16 protein-coding genes and 1 pseudogene are annotated in these 19,922 nt (G+C 54.3%); 8 read left to right on the forward strand and 9 right to left on the reverse strand.

Features of this window, described 5'->3' with window-relative positions:
- Nucleotides 1-2: 2 nt before the first annotated feature.
- Nucleotides 3-1,106, reverse strand: a complete 1,104-nt coding sequence (locus tag AC1RKG_RS06215; RefSeq protein ID WP_020826162.1) for a YcbX family protein — start codon at nucleotides 1,104-1,106, stop codon at nucleotides 3-5.
- 103 nt (nucleotides 1,107-1,209) lie between these two features.
- Here AC1RKG_RS06215 and rlmKL point away from each other — a divergent pair, with 103 nt between their 5' ends.
- From rlmKL to rmf, 6 genes are all read left to right on the forward strand, one after another.
- On the forward strand, nucleotides 1,210-3,330 hold the full coding sequence (gene rlmKL / locus AC1RKG_RS06220) for a bifunctional 23S rRNA (guanine(2069)-N(7))-methyltransferase RlmK/23S rRNA (guanine(2445)-N(2))-methyltransferase RlmL (RefSeq protein ID WP_104410963.1): 2,121 nt from the start codon (nucleotides 1,210-1,212) through the stop codon (nucleotides 3,328-3,330).
- A gap of 5 nt (nucleotides 3,331-3,335) precedes the next feature.
- Entirely contained in the window at nucleotides 3,336-5,240 is a 1,905-nt protein-coding gene (locus AC1RKG_RS06225; protein WP_046373980.1) for an ABC transporter ATP-binding protein, read from the forward strand.
- A gap of 74 nt (nucleotides 5,241-5,314) precedes the next feature.
- Entirely contained in the window at nucleotides 5,315-6,622 is a 1,308-nt protein-coding gene (gene pqiA, locus AC1RKG_RS06230) for a membrane integrity-associated transporter subunit PqiA (RefSeq protein WP_493182369.1), read from the forward strand.
- Nucleotides 6,609-8,252: an intermembrane transport protein PqiB gene (pqiB, locus tag AC1RKG_RS06235; RefSeq protein ID WP_020826166.1), complete on the forward strand. Its 1,644-nt coding sequence runs from the start codon at nucleotides 6,609-6,611 to the stop codon at nucleotides 8,250-8,252. The genes pqiA and pqiB overlap by 14 nt, the downstream gene beginning before the upstream one ends.
- Entirely contained in the window at nucleotides 8,249-8,806 is a 558-nt protein-coding gene (gene pqiC / locus AC1RKG_RS06240) for a membrane integrity-associated transporter subunit PqiC (protein WP_493182371.1), read from the forward strand. Before pqiB ends, pqiC begins: the two co-directional genes overlap by 4 nt.
- A gap of 271 nt (nucleotides 8,807-9,077) precedes the next feature.
- Nucleotides 9,078-9,248, forward strand: coding sequence for a ribosome modulation factor (rmf, locus tag AC1RKG_RS06245; protein ID WP_071827009.1), 171 nt, complete (start codon nucleotides 9,078-9,080; stop codon nucleotides 9,246-9,248).
- Between the two features lie 64 nt (nucleotides 9,249-9,312).
- Here the strand turns inward: rmf and fabF are convergent, their stop codons facing one another.
- The 4 genes and pseudogenes from fabF to AC1RKG_RS06265 form a co-directional block, all read right to left on the reverse strand.
- Nucleotides 9,313-10,587 (reverse strand): beta-ketoacyl-ACP synthase II, encoded by a 1,275-nt coding sequence (gene fabF / locus AC1RKG_RS06250; RefSeq protein ID WP_493182573.1) that lies wholly within the window; start codon nucleotides 10,585-10,587, stop codon nucleotides 9,313-9,315.
- A gap of 222 nt (nucleotides 10,588-10,809) precedes the next feature.
- A pseudogene (locus AC1RKG_RS06255) lies at nucleotides 10,810-11,112 on the reverse strand (winged helix-turn-helix transcriptional regulator); the annotation flags it as partial.
- 129 nt (nucleotides 11,113-11,241) lie between these two features.
- Nucleotides 11,242-11,760 carry a bifunctional 3-hydroxydecanoyl-ACP dehydratase/trans-2-decenoyl-ACP isomerase gene (gene fabA / locus AC1RKG_RS06260; protein WP_012006178.1) on the reverse strand — a complete coding sequence of 173 codons (519 nt, stop codon included), beginning with the start codon at nucleotides 11,758-11,760 and terminating at the stop codon, nucleotides 11,242-11,244.
- A gap of 68 nt (nucleotides 11,761-11,828) precedes the next feature.
- Nucleotides 11,829-13,580: an AAA family ATPase gene (locus AC1RKG_RS06265; protein ID WP_170868509.1), complete on the reverse strand. Its 1,752-nt coding sequence runs from the start codon at nucleotides 13,578-13,580 to the stop codon at nucleotides 11,829-11,831.
- A gap of 209 nt (nucleotides 13,581-13,789) precedes the next feature.
- On the opposite strand from AC1RKG_RS06265, the gene matP reads away from it, so the two are divergent.
- Nucleotides 13,790-14,248: a macrodomain Ter protein MatP gene (matP, locus tag AC1RKG_RS06270; protein ID WP_122080598.1), complete on the forward strand. Its 459-nt coding sequence runs from the start codon at nucleotides 13,790-13,792 to the stop codon at nucleotides 14,246-14,248.
- Nucleotides 14,249-14,350: 102 nt separating this feature from the next.
- Here the strand turns inward: matP and ompA are convergent, their stop codons facing one another.
- Both ompA and sulA read right to left on the reverse strand, forming a co-directional pair.
- On the reverse strand, nucleotides 14,351-15,427 hold the full coding sequence (gene ompA / locus AC1RKG_RS06275) for a porin OmpA (RefSeq protein WP_187962616.1): 1,077 nt from the start codon (nucleotides 15,425-15,427) through the stop codon (nucleotides 14,351-14,353).
- A 358-nt stretch (nucleotides 15,428-15,785) separates the two neighbouring features.
- Entirely contained in the window at nucleotides 15,786-16,292 is a 507-nt protein-coding gene (gene sulA / locus AC1RKG_RS06280) for an SOS-induced cell division inhibitor SulA (RefSeq protein WP_044549608.1), read from the reverse strand.
- Between the two features lie 232 nt (nucleotides 16,293-16,524).
- Here sulA and AC1RKG_RS06285 point away from each other — a divergent pair, with 232 nt between their 5' ends.
- Nucleotides 16,525-17,184 (forward strand): TfoX/Sxy family DNA transformation protein, encoded by a 660-nt coding sequence (locus tag AC1RKG_RS06285; protein ID WP_493182373.1) that lies wholly within the window; start codon nucleotides 16,525-16,527, stop codon nucleotides 17,182-17,184.
- Here AC1RKG_RS06285 and yccS read toward each other — a convergent pair whose 3' ends face one another.
- Nucleotides 17,185-19,320, reverse strand: coding sequence for a YccS family putative transporter (yccS, locus tag AC1RKG_RS06290; RefSeq protein ID WP_128864128.1), 2,136 nt, complete (start codon nucleotides 19,318-19,320; stop codon nucleotides 17,185-17,187).
- 26 nt (nucleotides 19,321-19,346) lie between these two features.
- Nucleotides 19,347-19,799 carry a YccF domain-containing protein gene (locus tag AC1RKG_RS06295; protein ID WP_020826176.1) on the reverse strand — a complete coding sequence of 151 codons (453 nt, stop codon included), beginning with the start codon at nucleotides 19,797-19,799 and terminating at the stop codon, nucleotides 19,347-19,349.
- Nucleotides 19,800-19,922 lie beyond the last annotated feature (123 nt).

Here is a 19,922-nt window from a genome sequence, read left to right on the forward strand (position 1 = left end):
GATTACGCCAGCGTCAAATCGCTTTTTGGAATACAGCTGCAGCAAAGGATGGTGCCATTGTTGGCTACCGCACTTTTCTTCAGCGGCGCCACTTCGCCACTGACCAAAGTGATGCGACAACTTCCGCAAATTCCCGCACGGCATGAATAAGGCACGCGGAGCCCTTGCTGTTCCAACTGCTCCAGTAAGATCTGCTGATTATTGCCGGTAAACACCGTTCCCGCGTATTCGATAGTGACGCTATGTTCACTGTCCTGCGGTGCCTGCACGCTCTCAACCACTTTTCCAGCGCCATACGGGCGTGGCGGCTTGGTGGATAACACTTCTACCCTATCGCCGACGCGGATAATACCGCTGCTGCGCGCCACCATATTCTGGCCAAAATCGATATCGCCGTTATCAGCCGTGCGGAATTTCTGCAGAGTGCTCAGTGGTTCGCCGCTTGGGTGCTTGCGCCCACGTTCGGTGCTGACGGTGGTCAACACGCAGCGGCTACAGGGTTTGACCAGATCAAACATCACGTCACCGACGCGGATCACCTGCCAACCATCCTCGGCCCAGGCATTCGCGCCGGTGACCACCAGATTGGGGCGGAACTGCTCAAGCTTGATGCTGCCGGGGCAACGCTGCTGCAAATCGTTGAATGAGGCTTCGTTGATCAGCAAATAAGGATAGCCGTCGGCGAAAGAAAGGGGGATTTCCGGGTGTTTTTTCACGCGGCGGGTCAGCTCGGGGCCAAGCCAACGCAGCTGCACTTCACGCTGGAAATAACCGCTCAGCCAGCTGTTAATCGCTGCCGGCGCAATCAGGGCGGTGAAATGATTGCCCCAAACTTCGGTCGGTTGCGCCTCAGGGGCGAAATCGCTGAAGCGGATGGCCGCGCTTTCTCCGTCCGGCGCGGTCAGGAATAGCCCATCGGGCAGCAGAGCCGGGGTGAACATCACCATTTGCGGATATTGGCGCGCGGTAATAAAGGTGCCATCCGGTTCGGTGATCATAAAGGTACGGTCGAAAGCCAATCCACTGCTGGAAGCCTGCGCGTGCGAAAGCTGCAAACCACGAAGCGATTTCACCGGATGAACGTAAATTTTCGAAAGCGTAATCACCCTTATCCCCGTGCGATTATTAAATAGAAGGGAGCAACTTTATGACAAGCGGTCTGGATTAGCTATAATGCGCAACAATTTTCTTTTTGGTGATAAGTACGATATGAACTCTCTGTTTGCCAGCACGGCGCGTGGACTGGAAGAACTGTTAAAAAGCGAACTGGAAGCGCTGGGCGCTCACGCCTGTAAAGTAGTGCAGGGTGGGGTACATTTTCAGGGTGACGATCGTCTTCTGTACCAAAGCTTGCTGTGGAGCCGTCTGGCCTCACGTATTTTGCTGCCGCTGAATGAATTCCGCGTGCACAGCGATCTGGATCTGTATCTGGGCGTGCAGGCGATCGACTGGACCAACATTTTCGGCGTGGATAAAACCTTCGCCGTGCATTTCAGCGGCGTGAACGAAGAGATCCGCAACAGCCAATATGGTGCGCTGAAGGTTAAGGACGCCATCGTCGACAGCTTTACTCGCAAACTCGACCAGCGTCCGACGGTTGCGAAGCAGCAGCCGGATATTCGCGTAAATGTGTTCCTGCAGCGCGATATGGCCAGCGTAGCGCTCGATCTGAGCGGTGAAGGCCTTCATCAACGCGGCTACCGTGATCTGACCGGCCAGGCACCGCTGAAAGAGAGCCTGGCGGCGGCGATTGTGCAACGCTCCGGCTGGCAACCGGGGACTCCGATGCTCGATCCTATGTGTGGCTCGGGGACGCTATTGATCGAGGCGGCGATGATAGCTTCCGATCGCGCTCCGGGTCTGCACCGTCAACATTGGGGCTTTACCGCCTGGAATGGCCATAACGTCGATCTGTGGCGCGAAGTGATCACCGAAGCGCAGGTGCGTGCACGCCGTGGCTTGCAAGAAACCACCTCACGCTTCTTCGGTTCTGATATCGATCGTCGGGTGATTGAAATGGCGCGCGGCAATGCCCGTCGTGCAGGCGTTGCCGAACTGATTACCTTTAACGTCAACGACGTCGCCAAACTGACCAATCCACTGCCGGAAGGCCCGACGGGCACCGTAGTGTGCAACCCGCCGTACGGCGAGCGTCTGGAAAGTGAACCGGCGCTGATCGCCTTGCATAATATGCTGGGCCGCATCATGAAGAGCGCATTCGGCGGTTGGCAGTTGTCATTGTTCAGCGCATCGCCGGAACTGCTGAGCTGCCTGCAGCTGCGTGCCGAACGCCAGTTCAAGGCCAAAAATGGTCCGCTGGACTGCGTGCAGAAAAATTACCAACTGGCGGAGAACCCACAGGGCTCCGGCGGTATTCAGGTAGCGGAAGATTTTGCCAACCGCCTGCGCAAGAACCTGAAGAAGCTCGACAAGTGGGCCAAACAGCAGGGCATTGAATGCTATCGCCTGTATGATGCTGACCTGCCGGAATACAACGTGGCGGTAGACCGCTACGGCAGCAAGGTGGTGGTACAAGAGTATGCGCCGCCGAAAACCATCGATGCGCAGAAAGCGCGTCAACGTCTGTTCGATGTGATCAATGCCACGCTGGCGGTGCTGGAATTGCCGTCCAATCAGCTGATCCTGAAAACCCGTGAGCGCCAGAAAGGCAAAAACCAGTATGAAAAACTGGCACAGAAGGGCGAGTTCCTGCTGGTGGAAGAGTTTAACGCCAAGCTGTGGGTTAACCTGACTGACTATCTCGATACCGGCCTGTTCCTCGACCACCGCATTGCTCGCCGCATGCTGGGTGAGATGAGCAAGGGCAAAGACTTCCTCAACCTGTTCGCCTATACCGGCACTGCCAGCGTACACGCCGGGTTGGGTGGCGCGCGCAGTACCACCACGGTGGATATGTCGCGTACCTATCTCGAATGGGCAGAGAAAAACCTGCGCGTTAACGGCCTGACCGGCAAACAGCACAGATTGATCCATGCGGATTGCCTGTCATGGCTGCAAAATGCCGACGAACAATTCGATGTGATCTTTATCGATCCGCCGACCTTCTCCAACTCCAAGCGGATGGAGAACACTTTTGACGTTCAGCGTGATCACCTGGTGCTGATGCAAGATTTGAAACGGTTGCTGCGTCGTAACGGGACCATCATGTTCTCGAACAACAAGCGCGGTTTCCAGATGGATATGGCCGGCCTGAGCGCCCTGGGTCTGGAGGCGAAAGAAATTACCGCCCAGACGCAGTCGCAGGACTTTGCCCGTAACCGTCAAATTCATAACTGCTGGCTGGTTACCCACGCCGGCGAAGGAAAATAATTACTATGTCGTTAATCAGCATGTCCGGTGCCTGGCTGTCCTTCAGCGATGCGCCGCTTTTAGATAACACCGAAATTCATATTGAAGACAACGAACGCGTTTGTCTGGTTGGGCGCAACGGCGCAGGTAAATCCACGCTGTTGAAGATTCTCGGTAAAGAAATTCCGCTGGACGATGGCCGGGTGATTTACGAGCAAGATCTGATCGTTGCGCGTCTGCAACAGGATCCCCCGCGCAATATCGGCGGGACAGTATTCGATTTCGTGGCCGAAGGCGTGGCCGAGCAGGCGGAACACCTGAAGGCCTATCACGCGATTTCGCACCTGGTGGAAACCGATCCGAGCGAAAAAAACCTGACGCGTATGGCGCAGATTATGGAGATCCTCGATCACCAGGGGCTTTGGCAACTCGACAGCCGCATCAGCGAAGTGCTGCTGCAGCTGGGCCTGAACGGGGACGCGGAGCTTTCCTCGCTGTCCGGCGGTTGGCTGCGTAAAGCGGCGCTGGGGCGTGCGCTGGTCAGCTCTCCACGCGTATTGCTGCTGGACGAACCGACCAACCACCTGGACATTACCACCATCGACTGGCTGGAAGGCTTCCTGAAAGAGTTCCAGGGCAGCATCGTGTTCATTTCCCACGACCGTTCCTTTATCCGCAACATGGCGACGCGCATTGTCGATCTCGACCGTGGCAAGCTGGTGTCCTGGCCGGGCAATTATGATCTGTATCTGCTGAGCAAAGAAGAAGCGCTGCGCGTAGAAGAGCTGCAAAACGCCGAATTCGACCGCAAGCTGGCGCAGGAAGAAGTGTGGATCCGTCAGGGCATCAAGGCGCGTCGTACCCGTAACGAAGGCCGCGTACGTGCGCTGAAGGCGTTACGTAACGAGCGTTCAGAACGTCGTGAAGTGATGGGCACCGCCAAAATGCAGGTTGAAGAAGCGGTACGCTCCGGCAAGATTGTGTTCGAGATGGAAGACGTAAACTATCAGGTCGGCGGCAAAGTGCTGGTGCGCAATTTCTCCGCTCAGGTGCAGCGCGGCGACAAGATTGCCCTGGTCGGTCCGAACGGCTGCGGCAAGACGACCTTGCTGAAGCTGATGCTTGGCCAGTTGAAGGCCGACAGCGGTCGCGTACATTGCGGCACCAAGCTTGAAGTGGCCTACTTCGACCAGCACCGCGCCGAACTGGATCCGGAACGTACGGTGATGGACAACCTGGCAGAAGGCAAGCAGGAAGTGATGGTCAATGGCCGTTCCCGTCACGTACTGGGCTATCTGCAGGACTTCCTGTTCCATCCGAAACGCGCCATGACGCCGGTGAAAGCATTGTCAGGCGGCGAGCGTAACCGTCTGTTGCTGGCCAAGCTGTTCCTGAAGCCAAGCAACTTATTGATTCTCGATGAACCAACCAACGATCTTGACGTCGAAACGCTGGAGCTGCTGGAAGAGTTGATCGATGGCTATCAGGGCACCGTGCTGCTGGTGAGCCACGATCGTCAATTCGTCGACAACTCCGTGACCGAGTGCTGGATCTTTGAAGGCAACGGCGAGATCAGCACCTTTGTCGGCGGTTATTACGATGCGCACCACCAGCGCGCAACGGCAAAACCTATTCGCCAGGTCGCGGCTGAACAGAATAAACCGGCGGCGGAGAAAAAGGCTGAACAGCCCAAGAAACCGGCGGCTAAACTGAGCTATAACTTGTTACGCGAACTGGAACAGTTGCCGCAACGCCTTGAACAGCTGGAAGCGGAAATTGAAGCACTGCAGGCGCAAATGAGCGATGCTGATTTCTTCACGCGCCCCCACAGCGAAACACAACAGGTGTTGACGGCGCTGGCCGCCGCCGAAGGAGCGTTGGAAGAAGCCTTCGCCCGTTGGGAAGAGTTGGAAGCGATGAAAAACGGCTAACCGTTGAGAATACCGTCCGCGCGCTGCTGCGGACGGTATTGCCGTAACGGTGAGCAACGTTGTTAAGGAGGATTATGGTGTGTTCCCACGAGAATCACGAGCAGCACAGTCACGCAACACAGCAACAGGACAATCTGATGCTGTGTCCACAATGCGACATGTTGGTGGCCTTGCCGCCGCTGGCATATGGTTCAAAAGCGGTATGCCCGCGTTGTAAAACGACCCTCAGCTCCCGCTGGCAGGAACCGCGCAAGCGGCCAATCGGCTATGCACTCAGCGCATTGTTCATGCTGCTGCTGGCGAATATTTTCCCGTTTATCAATATGCGCGTTGCCGGCCTCGGTAACGAAATCAAACTGATCCAGATCCCGCAGGTGATGGTGGCGGAAGACTACGCCAGCATGGCCACGTTGTTTATGGTGTTCGTACAGTTGATCCCTGCATTCTGCATGGTGGCGATCATTGTGCTGTGTGCCCGAGTGCGTATCCCCCTTGGCCTGAAAGAGTGGATGGCCAAGATGCTGTTCCAGTTTAAAACCTGGTGCATGGTGGAGATTTTCCTCGCAGGGGTGTTGGTCAGCTTCGTCAAGCTGATGGCCTATGGCGATATCGGTATCGGCAGCAGCTTTGTGCCTTATTGCCTGTTCTGTCTGCTGCAGGTGCGCGCCTTCCAATGTGTCGATCGCCGCTGGTTATGGAATGACATTGAACCTGCACCGCGGCTCGATCGTCCAATGCAGGTTGGGCACATCGGGTTGCGCCAGGGCCTGCGCTCTTGCCAATGCTGTACGGCGATTCTGCCGGCCGAGATGACCCGTTGCCCACGCTGCCACACAAAAGGTTATGTCCGTCGCCGCCACAGTTTGCAATGGACATTGGCACTGCTTTTCACCTCTATCATGCTGTATATTCCGGCTAATCTGCTGCCTATTATGGTTACCGAAGCCCTGGGTAACAAAATCACCTCTACCATCATGGCCGGGGTGATCCTGCTGTGGGGCGAGGGATCTTATCCGGTGGCGATGGTGATCTTCATCGCCAGCATCATGGTGCCGTCGTTGAAAATGTTGGCGATTGGTTGGTTGTGCTGGGATGCTAACGGCAGGCATAAACCCCGGGCTGACAGCGAACGGATGCACTTGATTTATGAAGTGGTTGAATTCGTTGGCCGCTGGTCAATGATCGACGTGTTTGTGATTGCCGTGCTTTCGGCATTGGTACGGATGGGACAATTGATGAGTATTTATCCTGCTACTGGCGCACTGCTGTTCGCCATGGTGGTGATCCTCACTATGTTTGCTGCCATGACGTTTGACCCCCGGCTGACCTGGGATCGCGTAAATGAAACAATAAAAAAGGAGCCGCAAGGTGACGGAAAATAATCATAGCGTCGCGGACGTTGAAAAGATCAAGCGCTGGTCGCCGGTGTGGATTATCCCCATCGTCACTGCGCTGATCGGCGCCTGGATCCTGTTTTACCATTTCAGCCACCAGGGGCCTCAGGTGACGCTGGTCACCACAACCGCTGAAGGTTTGGAGGCGGGTAAAACCAAAATCACCAGCCGTAGCGTTGACGTCGGTGTAGTGGAAACCGTGACCCTGAGCGATGACCTGAGCAAGGTGGTGGTGCAGGCTCGGTTAAACTCCGGCATGGAGAAATTGCTGCGCGAGGATACCGCCTTCTGGGTGGTGAAACCGCAGATTGGCCGTGAAGGCATTTCCGGTCTGGGTACGTTGCTGTCTGGTGCTTACATCGAGCTGCAGCCGGGCAAAAAAGGTAAAGAGAAAAACGATTACCAACTGCTGGATGCACCACCGTTGGCTTCTCCGGACGCCAAAGGTTTGCGCATCATACTGGACAGTGAGAAATCGGGTCAGTTGAATGCCGGCGATCCGGTATTGTTCCGTGGCTACCGCGTTGGCTCGGTAGAGACCAGCTATTTTGATCCGAAAATGCGCGCCATGCGCTATCAGCTGTTCGTCTCCGCTCCTTACGACCAACTGGTGACCAGCAACGTTCGCTTCTGGAAAGACAGCGGCGTGGCCTTCGACATGTCCGCGCAGGGGATGCGGGTAGAAATGGGGTCTCTGGCTACGCTGTTCAGCGGTGGCGTCAGCTTTGACGTGCCGGACGGTTGGGATCGCGGTGAGCAGGTAAAAGAGAAAACCGAATATCAGCTGTTCGATAACCAACGCAGCATCCAGGATTCGTTGTACACCGTACACAAAGATTACCTGATGTTCTTCTCCGACTCGATCCGTGGCCTGCAGCCGGGTGCGCCAGTTGAGTTCCGCGGTATCCGTTTGGGGACCGTGGCGCAAGTACCATTCTATAAAGAAGGTATGATGCAGCGTCTGGATAACGACTACCGGATCCCGGTGCTGATCCGCATCGAACCCGATCGTTTCCAAAAACAGTTGGGCGGCAATTTCGATATTGAAGGCCATCTGAAAGATGCTGAATCTCGCGGTATGCGTGCTGCGCTCAAATCTGCCAACCTGTTAACCGGTTCACTGTATATCGATCTGGATTTCTATCCGCAGGAGAAACCGTGGAAAGGGCCGCGTGAGCTGTTTGGTTATCCGTTGATGCCGACCACCAGCGGCGGTTTGGCGCAGATCCAACAGAAACTGATGCAGACCTTGGATAAGATCAACGCGATGCCATTGAATCCGATGATCAACGAAGCGACCAAGACCCTGGCGGAAAGTCAGAAAACCATGAAGTCGACGCAACAGACCATGAAATCGTTGAACGACATCATCGCCAGCAAAGAGATGAAGGCACTGCCGCAGGATATGCAAAAAACGCTGCAGGAGCTGAATCGCAGCATGAAAGGCTTCCAGCCAGGTTCACCGGCCTACAACAAGATGGTCGGCGATATGCAACGTCTCGATCAGGTGCTGCGTGAGTTGCAGCCAGTGCTGCGCACTCTGAACGAAAAGAGCAACGCGCTGGTATTTGAAGCCGCGGGCAGTAACGATCCTCAGCCGAAGAAGGCCAATAAATGATGAAATGGATTCCTGTAGCCCTGGCGCTGGTACTCAGCGCCTGTAACAGCACACCACAGAAAACCTACTACCAACTGCCGGCGCTGGGTGCGCCGACACAGGTGAGCGGCGGTGAGACTTCTCGCCAACTGTGGTTGGAACACGTCACCGTGGCGGATTATCTGGCGCAGAACGGCGTGGTTTATCAAACCAATGATGTGCAGTACGTTATTGCTCAGAATAACCTGTGGGCCAGCCCGCTCGACCAGCAGCTGCAGCAAACGCTGGTCACTAACCTGAGCAGCGCATTGCCGGGCTGGGTGGTCTCCTCCCAGCCGATGAGCAGCGATCAGGATGTGTTGAACGTGACGGTCAGCGGTTTCCATGGTCGTTTTGATGGCAAGGCGATTATTCGTGGCGAATGGGTGCTGAGTCATCAAGGCAAGCTGACCAAACGGCCATTCAGCCTGGAGCTGAAACAGGGCGAGGATGGTTACGATGCGTTAGTCCGTACCCTGGCGCAAGGCTGGCAGCAAGAGGCGCAGTCCATCGCCTCGCAGGCCGGTCGTTTTTAGTCATAATTTGGACTAAAAAGGTCTAATCCCTTCCGATGAAAAATATTAAAACTTTTCGTCGGGAGGGATTTTTATTTTATTTCAATCAGTTAACCTCTTTCCCGGCATATCAGCCACTTAGCCAATTCTGCGTGTGTAGCTCACAAATATGACATTGGCGTGAATTTTGCGCATTGATCTTCCCTTCATTTAGCGCTATTGCTTATACGTGGCTGCACAAAAAGCAGCCATTGTTTTCTTTCCACCAGACCAAATATGAGGGAAACGAGGCATGAAGAGACAGAAACGCGATCGTCTGGAAAGGGCGCATTCACGAGGTTATCAGGCAGGTATCTTAGGGCGTTCTAGGGAATATTGTCCCTACCAATCATCTGTGGACGCCCGGTCTCAATGGCTGGGAGGTTGGCGAGAAGCCATGGAAGACAGGGCTGTGACCGCTTAAGCGGCTCTCTGTCAAAAAAAAGGAATAACCTCCGCTCCGGGCGGAGGTTTTTGTTTAAACCGTCTTATTCCTGCCAGCGTTTCAGCAAGATACTCGCATTCACGCCGCCAAAGCCAAAGCCGTTCGACAGCGCGTAGTTGATGGTCATTGGTTGCGCTTTATTGGCCACCAAATGCAATCCCTCGGCCGCCGGGTCTGGATTATCCAGATTCAGCGTGGCTGGTGCGATCTGATCGCGCAGTGCCAGCGCCGTAAATATGGTTTCCAGCCCGCCTGCAGCCCCGAGTAAATGTCCCGTAGCAGATTTAGTCGAAGTGATGGCTATGCTGCCCCCGGTACCGAACAGGTGTTTAATGGCGTTGATCTCACCCAAATCACCGACGGGTGTTGAGGTCGCGTGGGCATTCAGGTGCTGAATTTGCTCCGGTGTGACACCGGCCTGTTTCAGCGCAATTTTCATTGCGCGATAGGCGCCGTCACCGTCTTCAGCACCGGAGGTCATGTGGTAGGCATCGGCACTGGTACCGTAGCCGACAATTTCTGCCAGTGGTGTGGCACCACGCGCCAGCGCATGTTCCAGCGTTTCAATAACCAACATGCCGGCACCTTCCCCCATGACAAAACCGTTGCGGGCACTGTCGAATGGCCGGGAGGCTTTTTCTGCCTCTTCAGGTGACGTTGTGGACATGGCGCGCGCTGCGGCAAAGCCCCCGAGGCTGACGGTGTCGATTGCGGCTTCTGTACCGCCACACAGCGCGATATCGGCCTCATCGTTACGAATCACGCGTACCGCGTCACCAATAGCCTGTACGCCTGCTGCACAAGCGGTAACGGGGGCGCCGATCGGGCCCTTGAACTGGTGTTTAATCGACACATGACCGGCCGCCAGATTGACCAGGAACGAAGGAATGGTAAATGGCGAAAGGCGTTTGGCACCCCGGCTGTCGGTGGTACGCACCGCGTGAGCAATCGCCGGAAAGCCACCGATACCGGAGGCAATCACGGTTGCGGTGCGCTCCTGCTTATCTTCCGTATCCGCTGTCCAGCCTGCCTGACGAATGGCCTCATCGGCCGCCGCCATCGCCAGCAGAATAAAGCGGTCCATTTTCTTTTGGTCTTTTGGCGGTACGGAGCTGTCGGGGTCAAAACCTGCCTCGGCATCCTGCTCCAGTGAAGGCACCTGCCCGCCGATTTTAACCTGCAGGTCGGCAACGATCTCTTCCGGGAGCGGACGAATACCGGACTGGCCATTCAGCAGACGCTGCCAGATAGCCTCTACGCCGCATCCCAGTGGCGAAACGGCGCCCATGCCGGTAATGACTATACGACGACTGTTCATAGTGACTCCTTGGATGATTCGGGGGGGGAATGCAGAAAGGTTCTGCTGCATCAGGGCCGCGCGTTGGCGCATACCGTCGGTCGCTGCCGGCCCTGGCGCTAAGGTAATATTATGCAGCGCGATAGGCTGCCGGGTAATGCTGTCGATCAGTTCTACGCGTATTGGCTGCCCGGTACGGCGGTCGACCAGTTCCGCGCTAATGCCGTCATCGGCCAGATGGGTATTTCCCCAATGGAACAGGGCCGCGAGCACTGGGAAGAAATCTTTGCCGCGTTCGGTGAGCAGATACTCATACCGTACTGGCCGGGTTTGATATCGCTGCTTATGCAGGATACCGCTTTCCACCAGGTATCTCAGGCGGCGGGTCAATATGGTGGGCGAAAGCCCCAGGCTTTGCTGGAATTCATCAAACCGCGATAGGCCATGGAACGCATCGCGAAGTATCAGGATGCTCCACCATTCTCCCACGCGGTCCAGTGAGCGGGCTACTGGGCATGGCATGTTGTCAAAACGGGTTTTCTGCATGGCATACCTCCTGGTAACTACAATAATTGTAGTTACTATTTAGCCGCCATGAACCTGAGGTTTAAAGCACAGGGCATAATAGCGGCGGGGAAATAAAACGGCGACCGGGAAGGGCCGCCGTGACTGCGATTAGAACGCAGCAGTGTCCTTGAACAGGCCCACTTTAAGATCGCTGGCGGTGTAAATCACCTGGCCGTCGACCAGAACTTCACCATCTGCCACACCCATAATTAGCTTACGGATGATCACGCGTTTGAAGTTGATGCGGTAGGTGACTTTCTTCGCGGTCGGCAATACCTGGCCGGTGAATTTAACTTCACCCACGCCCAGCGCACGACCTTTGCCTTCGCCACCCAGCCAGCCGAGGTAGAAGCCTACCAACTGCCACATGGCATCCAGACCCAGGCAGCCTGGCATCACTGGATCGCCGATAAAGTGGCAACCGAAGAACCATAAGTCAGGATTGATATCCAGTTCCGCTTCCACATAGCCTTTGTTGTGGGTACCACCGTCTTCGGTCATCTTGACCACGCGGTCCATCATCAACATATTACCTGCCGGCAACGGCGGGCCGCCGGCGCCAAACAGCTCGCCACGGCCGGATGCTTCGAGGTCTTCTTTCGTATAGGAGTCGCGTTTTTCTACCATGTTCTCAGTAAACCTTATTTTAATGAAGGGCGCAGATTAGCTTACACGTGTACGCTGAACAAGTCCGATCAGCCGTGGTTGAACCAGTTGAGCCAACGAAGTGGCCACGGCCAGCGCCGGCGTTCCTGCGGATTCACCTGTGCAATCCGTTCCTGAATCGCAGCCAACAGATTAGGTTGCTGTTCATCAGAGTAAGGATAACCGGTGAGTAATGGCAAGGCCTCTGCGGCGCTGTCGACGGCCCACAGATGGAATTGCCCCTCGCGCACCGCATCGACTACGTCCTGGCGTAGACACAGGTGGCGCACGTTGGTAGCGGGCATGATGATGCCCTGTTTGCCTGTCAAACCGCGACGTTGGCAAACTTCGAAAAAGCCTTCGATCTTCTCGTTGACGCCGCCAATAGGCTGAACATTGCCGAATTGGTCGACGGAGCCGGTTACCGCAATCTGCTGGGTAATTGGCTGCGACGAGAGTGCACTGATAAGCGCACATAACTCGGCCAGTGAGGCGCTGTCGCCATCCACTTCGCCGTAAGATTGCTCAAACACGATTGAAGCCGAGAAGGGCAGCGGCTGGTCCAGTTCCAGTTCGGAAATCAGGAACGCCTGCATAATCATCATGCCTTTAGCATGCAGATTACCGCCAAGTTCGGCCTTGCGCTCGACGTCGGTAAATTCGCCATCGCCAAGATGCACCACACAGCTGATGCGAGACGGTTCGCCAAAGCTGCGTGGGTGGCCAGGATATTCCAACACCGACAGGCCGTTGATCTGGCCGACGACTTCCCCCTCGGTTTCAATCAGGATTTGGCCCAGCTCAATTTCATCCTGCATCCGCTCTGCGAGGTAGCTTTCACGCCATTCGCGGGCATTCAATGCGGCTTCGAATGCTTTGGCGGTGATGCTCTCTTCCTCGGCATACAGCGCCGCTTCAGAAAGTTGTTGGCTGATCCACAGCGGGGAGAGCGGCAGATTGCCCTGATCGCCGCTGTGACGCACGGCTTGAACCATTAACGGATACCAGGCATCGGCGGCCAGCGGTGGTAACTGCTTCTCGTCGATAAGGGCATTGACGTAGCCACACCATTGCACCATGTCATCGATTTCGGTGAGTTGCAGATCTTCTTCGTATTCGCCGTAGACCGCCTGCTCGCTCAGCTCCGGCTCGATATCATGGAAATCGGCCAGGCCGTGGCGATCGCCCACAACGATTAGCCGTAATTCCAACGGCATCGGGGGAATGGCAATCGGCAGCGGTCGCGTTTCATCCGGGGAAACCCAATGGAATTGGCGCTGGGTGATCATTTGCTTCAAGCGCAGCCACAGTAACGGCTGAGCCAGCAGGGAACGTGCCGACAGGATCAGCACGCCACCGTTGGCTTTATGCACCAGACCAGGTTGCAAGCTGATTTCATTGTTGTGGATCCTGACGCAGCCAAACAGCTGCTCCGGCTCAATCCACTCCTGAAACACACAGGCGCCACCGGCCGCAAAGGCTTCATCACCCTGGCTTGCGGGTTCAACGCTGACTTTGCTGCCCTGGATCACATAGTGACTGCCCTTAAACGCGGTATTCTGCGGTTGCAGTTGCTCAACTGCCTGGGCTATCAATGCCAGATACTCACGCGTTTCCTGCGCTTTCAACAGCATGAAACGCGGTGGCGACTGTGGATGGCAAAACAGCGTCAGTGCATTTTCCAGCCGAGGCTGAATGGAAGCAAAGGACACGGGCGCCAACTGCGCGGCGGTATCAAATATCGCTTGATAAGGCGTAACGTCCGGCAACAGTGATTGCCATTCAAGTCGGTTATTGGTCAAAGTGTTAGATGCAATCGTCAAAAAGGGAAAGGGCGATTATACAAGAATAATGACAGCTTGATACATGCAGAGTCGTAGTTGGTGTCAGGGAGTTTGACATCGCGCGATGACTGTGCAAAAAACAGTCTAAAAGAGGGGTAATTGCCGGGGAAATTCGGCGTAAAGCTGTTATGCTTAATTAAAGTTACGCGGTCACTGAAGAGCTCATGATGAAATATCAGCAACTGGAAAATCTGGAGAGCGGTTGGAAATGGAAGTACCTGGTGAAGAAGCATCGGGAAGGGGAAGCTATTACCCGCCACATTGAAAACAGCCTTGCTCAGGAAGCCATTGAAGAGCTGCTGAAGCTGGAAAATGAGCCGGTAAAAGTGCTGACGTGGATTAGCCACCATATGAATCCGGAACTGGATAACCGGATGAAGCAGACGATCCGCGCACGGCGTAAACGTCATTTTAACGCAGAACACCAACATACGCGTAAAAAATCTATCGATCTGGAGTTTTTGGTTTGGCAGCGTTTGGCCGGCCTGGCTCGTCGCCGCGGCGTGACTTTGTCAGAAACCGTGGTCCAGCTGATTGAAGATGCGGAACGTAAAGAGAAGTATGCCAGTCAGATGTCATCGCTGAAACAGGATTTAAAAGCCATTCTCGGTAAAGACGAACAGTAAGTCCCGTTCCGTGATTCGGTGAAAGGGTGCACGTAGCCAGTTCCGCTGATTTTGAGCGAAAAAAAACCCCGCATAGCGGGGTTTTTTACTAAGAGTGGTAGCTTAGCCTTGTGGCTGAGTTACAACGTCTTTGATACCTTTAACTTCGATCTCTACGCGACGATCTGGTGCCAGGCAATCGATCTGTGCTTTGGTAGCACGGCCAGCTTTGTAGCCACAGGTGTTACCAGTGACGGAATCAGCTTCGCCCATACCACGTGCAGAGATTTTGTCTGAAGGAATACCTTTAGATACCAGGTAGTCAACAACGCTTTGAGCGCGTTTTTCAGACAGTTTCTGGTTGTACTGGTCAGAACCAACGGCGTCAGTGTAACCCAGAACTACAACAGAACCATCTTTAGGATCCATGGAGCTCAGCTGAGTGTACAGCTGGTCCAGAGCCTGTTGGCCTTCTGCTTTCAGAGTGGATTTGTTGAAGTTGAACAGCACGTCAGACTTCAGAGTGAAACGCTTGGTTTCAACAACTGGAGCTGGAGCCGGAGCTGGTGCTGGAGCAACAACATCATCCTGACCGAAACGGTAAGAAACACCCAGGCTCAGCATGGTGTTGTCTGGACGTGCGCCGACAGTACCTGCATCACCGATGTTGCTAACGAATTGGTAGTCCAGGCGAGTAGCCCAGTTTTTGGTCAGTGCGTACTCAACACCCACTGCAGCCAGCGGAGAAACGCCAGTGTCGTGGTCGCTCAGACGAGTGCCATTGCCGTAGTTAGCTTTGGAATCTGCACGCCATACCATACCACCCAGACGAGTGTAGATGTCCAGATCGTCGATGATTGGGTAGCTCAGTTTAGCTGCCAGTTGAACGCCCTGTGCTTTGAAAGCACCGTTGTTCACGCTGCCTTTGTAAGGCATACGGCCAAGCCAGTCATAGCCCAGCTCGAAGCCCAGGTATTGGTTCGCCTGGTAACCCAGGAACGCGCCAGCACCCAGTTGATCTTTATGGTTCGGACCATTGCCGATACCATTCTGGTAACCGTTGCCGTAGAAACCAGTGTCATGGTACTGGGACCAGCCCAGTTTAGCACCGGTGTACCAGGTATTATCTTTTGGGGCGGCTTGCGCTACGGTAGCGAAACCAGCCAGTGCCACTGCTAATGCGATAGCTGTCTTTTTCATTTTGCGCCTCGTTATCATCCAAATAGGCAATGAGCTTTAAAGCTGTTTTAAGCCCTTGGTTAAATTCCTTCGCCAAGGTTTGAGCCCTCGTTTGTTACTCGGCCAGTTTATCTGGCGTTATAGAGCAACCTTGGCGATGTAAAGTCTACAACGTGGCGCGAAAGTTACAAGTGTGATGTGATAAAGCTCTAAAAAAAAACGCGGAATCGTACATATTTACTAACATTAACCGGCAAAAAAACGAGCAATCCAGCCTTCGTTTTGGGCCGCGGAACCGCAGCCGCACTCGCTTTTCCCCTGATCCCATAAAGGTTCCCTTGAAGAACGATGAAAATGATGGGAAAAATCCTAAATTTACTTAATGATACAAAGAAGAGTGAATTTTTAGGGTGGAACACTGTCCGTGAATCGGGTTTATGTCACGTTGAGGACGCATAATGAACCCATAAGCGTTACCTAATTCTGCCGCGCGTCTTAATTTTAGACGATCTTCTTCCGTAAGATCGGGTAACCAGCCGAGTACGACACTGTAATTTCCCGTCAGTAACGCTTTTTCCATCGCTTCGACCGTGTCCAGCGGACTGATTTGGCTCAGCTGCACCACTTTCCCAACCGGCAGGCCGGACTGCTGTAGCCACCTTTTACTCAGCTTTTGCTGTGGGGTCAGCCATAACAACCAGCGCGACTGCATGCCCAACTGCTGTAGCAAAGGCAGCAACAATTGCGCCACTGCGGGCTGATGCTCGTTGTAAACAAGTTCACTGATAAGGCCATTTTTGTTGCCGGCATCTGTGTTTTCTGCAGCATTGTTCACCGCAAAAGAGGTGTGGCTGAAATGGGTTTTGTAGAGTGATTGAGTACGCATAAAGTATCCCGCCCGTAGTGTCACTGTATGTTTATACAGTACATCCAGTTGTCAGTAAGATCAACCCAAATCTTCGTAGCACCTCGCATAATTGCGATCATTTTTTATACGGCAGAGTTTTGTGATTGGCATGCCCATGGATAGTGCGTATTTTTCTAATTACTTGTTCACGTTAGTTTTATTTCATTGATACGGGAAATGATAGAACGCTAACCCACACCAGGAGGACGTTATGAAAGGGAAATCAATGGGAAGGATCGCACAGGCCAAGGCCTGTTTTTGCGCATTGGGCACTATCACTACTCGCTCGCAGTTCGGGGGCTACGGGGTACTGGCCGACGGCATCATGTTCGCGGTTATCGCTGAAGGAGAGCTTTATCTTCGCGCTACGGAGGGGCTGGAATCGGTCTTTCGCTCACGCGGTATGGTCAATATGGTTTACTCCAAACGCGGTGTGCCTATCACTATGCGCTATTACTGGGTAGATGAGACCTTGTGGCGTGATAGGGATGAACTGGTTGGGTTAGCCTGGCAGGCCATTCGCGAAGCGCGTCGGGAGCAAGAGATTAAAGCGGACAACCAGAGTCGGTTAAAAACCTTACCGAATATCGACATCAATATGGAACGTTTGCTGTGGCGAGCCGGTATTCGTAATGTTTATGATTTGCGGTTAAACGGGGCCAAGCGCAGTTATCTTCGGCTACTGCAGCAGCAAAAAAATTTGGGGTTGCGGGTGCTGCTTTCATTAGGCGGGGCCATCGCCGGCTATCATCACGCCGCTTTGCCTTCGGAATTACGCAGCGAGCTGACGCACTGGTTTGAGCGCACCATGATGTTGCTTAGCCACGGCCATAACCCAAGAGTCCAGGGCCTTATGAAAGGCCCTGAATGATTATGCCGATTTACCTATTTGCGCATTCAGCATCGTGAGTTCCGGCAAGAGCTCAATCACCAGCCCAATCTGCTGCAACACCAATTGATCTTTGCTTTCCGGTTCCGGCGCCGCGTGTTGAATTCGTTCAGCCAGGCTTTCCAACGCCTGAGTGATGCGCCCACTGTCCTGCTCTTCTTGATGCAGGGCGCCATCGACATAACAGACAGCATCATTCAGCAGATCCAGGGTCGCAGGATTATTCAGGCGTTCACGGTGTGCCCCCAACGCCGAGATATAACTCAATAAGGTGTGGTTCAAACACAGCAGACGGAAGGCCGCATCCTGAACGTCTTTATTGGCTTTGGGATCGGCAGACATATTTGAAATCACCGATGCCAGCTCCGCGTCACTGTTGTGCGCATCCCGCCGAGCGATACGGTAGGACAGGCCGTTGTCTTTTCCCTGATGGTATTGCACCAAAATGGCATCCAGATAACGGCAGTTGGCGTTCAGCGTCTTACTGACCACCGTGGGTAATTGCCGGAACTTCCAGTCAGGCCAGATAAAGCTAACTGCGGCCCAAGCGATGGCGCAACCCAGCAGCGTGTCGTAAACGCGCGGCGCGGCGACTTCGAAACCTTCGCCCAGCAGGTTAAAGCACAGCAATACCAACAGGGTGATAAACATGGTGGCATGTGCGTACTGCACGGTGCGAAAAGCAAAAAACAAAACGCCGCTAATCACAATCAGCACGAGTTGGCCTTCCACCGAGGGCACAAAATAGAGGATTGGCAGCCCGACAAGAATACCGGCCAGTGTGCCGATTATCCTCAATGCCAGCCTGCGGCGAGTGGCGTTGTAGTTGGGTTGGCAGACAAACAGGCTGGTTAACAGGATCCAATAGCCATGCTGCATCCCAGTAAATTGAATAAAGGCATAACCAATACACAGCACCACAGACATGCGAATGGCATGGCGGAACAAGGCCGATTGCGGCGTCAGATGGCGGCTGATGCGCAAGCGAATATCGCTCCAGCCGGTGAGCCGGTCATCCGACAGGCTGTTCTCTTCCACCTGGCCGTTGGCCAATGCCTGTTCGGATTCAATATTTGCCAGCTGTGCGTCAATCGCGCGCAAATTTTTCAACAGGTGCGACAGCGCCTTGGTCAACTCGCGATTTTCCGGGGTCAGGGTAACGCGCGCTAAAGCTTCATCAATGCGGGCAAAGGCCGGTTCGAAGCGAACGTTATGCTGATACTTTTGCCGCATCAAAATCGACTGGGCCAACTGCTGGCAGGCACGAGCCTGCATGCTGAGCAAGCGCTGAAAGCGGAACAGGATATCGCTATGACGGAATTGTCGGCTTAGCGCCTGGTATTGAACGTGCGCGGAGCTGGCGCGTTCATGGATGTCCTGCGCAACGAAGTAGTAATGCAGTGTGCGGCGGGTGCCTCGTTGGCCGCGATCGCCTTTTAACCGCGTCAGCAATGAAGCCTTGGTTTGGTTGAGGATAGTCACCAGCGTGCTGTTGGCCATGGCAACGTCCATCCAGGGCAGGTCTGCATCCTGTTCGGCATCGGGATCAAACAGGTTGGCTTTGGCGTCCAGATAATTCGCCAACTGGTCGTAACAACGCGCCAGATTTTCCTGTAGAGGACGGATAGGGAAGATCAGATGACCTATCAGCGTCAGCAGGTTGTACCACAGGGCACCAATGATCAGCAGCATAGGCTGTTGATACCAGGCGTCATACATCGAAGTGCCGAGCATGGTGTAAACCGCGATCAGCAAGGCACCAAATGCAATGGTGGCGTAACGTTGTCCCAGAGCACCTAACAGAATAAAGCCACAGGTGGAGGTCGTCAGGCCAAGCGCGAACAGCCAGGGGTAGGGAAACAGCAGTTCAATGGAGGCGGAGGCAACAAAGAAACACACCAGCGTAATCAGCAAGTTGCGTAGTCTGCCGGTCAGGCGGTCGTCCAAATCGGTCAACGCCGCCGCCACCACCCCCAGAGTCAGGGGAATAGTGAGTTTCGGAATACCGAGCCACCAGGGGACGGCGGCTGCGCCGGCCAGCGCAATAAAAATACGCAGGTCATAAAGCAGGTTGCTGTTGTAGGCATAACGGCGTATTGCTGGTGCAAAAGAGAGCACAAAAAACTCCTCGGGCGGAGAAAAAATTAACGCTGCTGATACTGACGACGGGCATTTTCAGTTCTGGCCTGTTGCGCCATTTCTACTGAGACCACGCGACGCCCAACCGGCCACAGGGCAATGGCGGCGATTTTGAAATTGGCAATGCCCACCGGAATGCCAATAATAGTTACGCACTGCACAATACCGGCGGCGATATGCGACAGGCAGAGCCACCAGCCGAACAGGATCAGCCAGACAATATTCAGCAGCGAGCCGCTAGCGGAAAGCAGCGCATTACTTTTTTCCGGGTAAAGCTCATTAACGTGAATAGCTTCATTACCGAACGGCAGTAACGACAGCTTGGTGATCTCCCAGCAGGAGCGAGTCAGTGGCAGGGTGATGATCAACAGCACGCTAAATACCGTGGCGATCAGCCAGCCCAGGGTAGTGACAAAACCGCCCAACACAAAATTAAGAATATTCAGTACAGTACGCATAGTCGTCATTCTGCTCTAATGATGGCCAAACCGCGATGCGGTTGCGTTTGCTATCAAAACGCAAAATCTATTCTACCCTTTTTTTAGCGCTAGAGTGCCACTGCTTATCGCAGGTAAACTGGC

The organism is Serratia sp. GW822-FHT06D09 (assembly GCF_058799515.1).

Coding starts and splice junctions, on each gene's coding strand:
- rlmKL (WP_104410963.1), top strand. CDS start 1,210: ATGAACTCTCTGTTTGCCAGCACGGCGCGTGGACTGGAAGAACTGTTA.
- AC1RKG_RS06225 (WP_046373980.1), top strand. CDS start 3,336: ATGTCGTTAATCAGCATGTCCGGTGCCTGGCTGTCCTTCAGCGATGCG.
- pqiA (WP_493182369.1), top strand. CDS start 5,315: ATGGTGTGTTCCCACGAGAATCACGAGCAGCACAGTCACGCAACACAG.
- pqiC (WP_493182371.1), top strand. CDS start 8,249: ATGATGAAATGGATTCCTGTAGCCCTGGCGCTGGTACTCAGCGCCTGT.
- rmf (WP_071827009.1), top strand. CDS start 9,078: ATGAAGAGACAGAAACGCGATCGTCTGGAAAGGGCGCATTCACGAGGT.
- fabF (WP_493182573.1), bottom strand. CDS start 10,587: ATGAACAGTCGTCGTATAGTCATTACCGGCATGGGCGCCGTTTCGCCA.
- fabA (WP_012006178.1), bottom strand. CDS start 11,760: ATGGTAGAAAAACGCGACTCCTATACGAAAGAAGACCTCGAAGCATCC.
- matP (WP_122080598.1), top strand. CDS start 13,790: ATGAAATATCAGCAACTGGAAAATCTGGAGAGCGGTTGGAAATGGAAG.
- ompA (WP_187962616.1), bottom strand. CDS start 15,427: ATGAAAAAGACAGCTATCGCATTAGCAGTGGCACTGGCTGGTTTCGCT.
- sulA (WP_044549608.1), bottom strand. CDS start 16,292: ATGCGTACTCAATCACTCTACAAAACCCATTTCAGCCACACCTCTTTT.
- AC1RKG_RS06285 (WP_493182373.1), top strand. CDS start 16,525: ATGAAAGGGAAATCAATGGGAAGGATCGCACAGGCCAAGGCCTGTTTT.
- AC1RKG_RS06295 (WP_020826176.1), bottom strand. CDS start 19,799: ATGCGTACTGTACTGAATATTCTTAATTTTGTGTTGGGCGGTTTTGTC.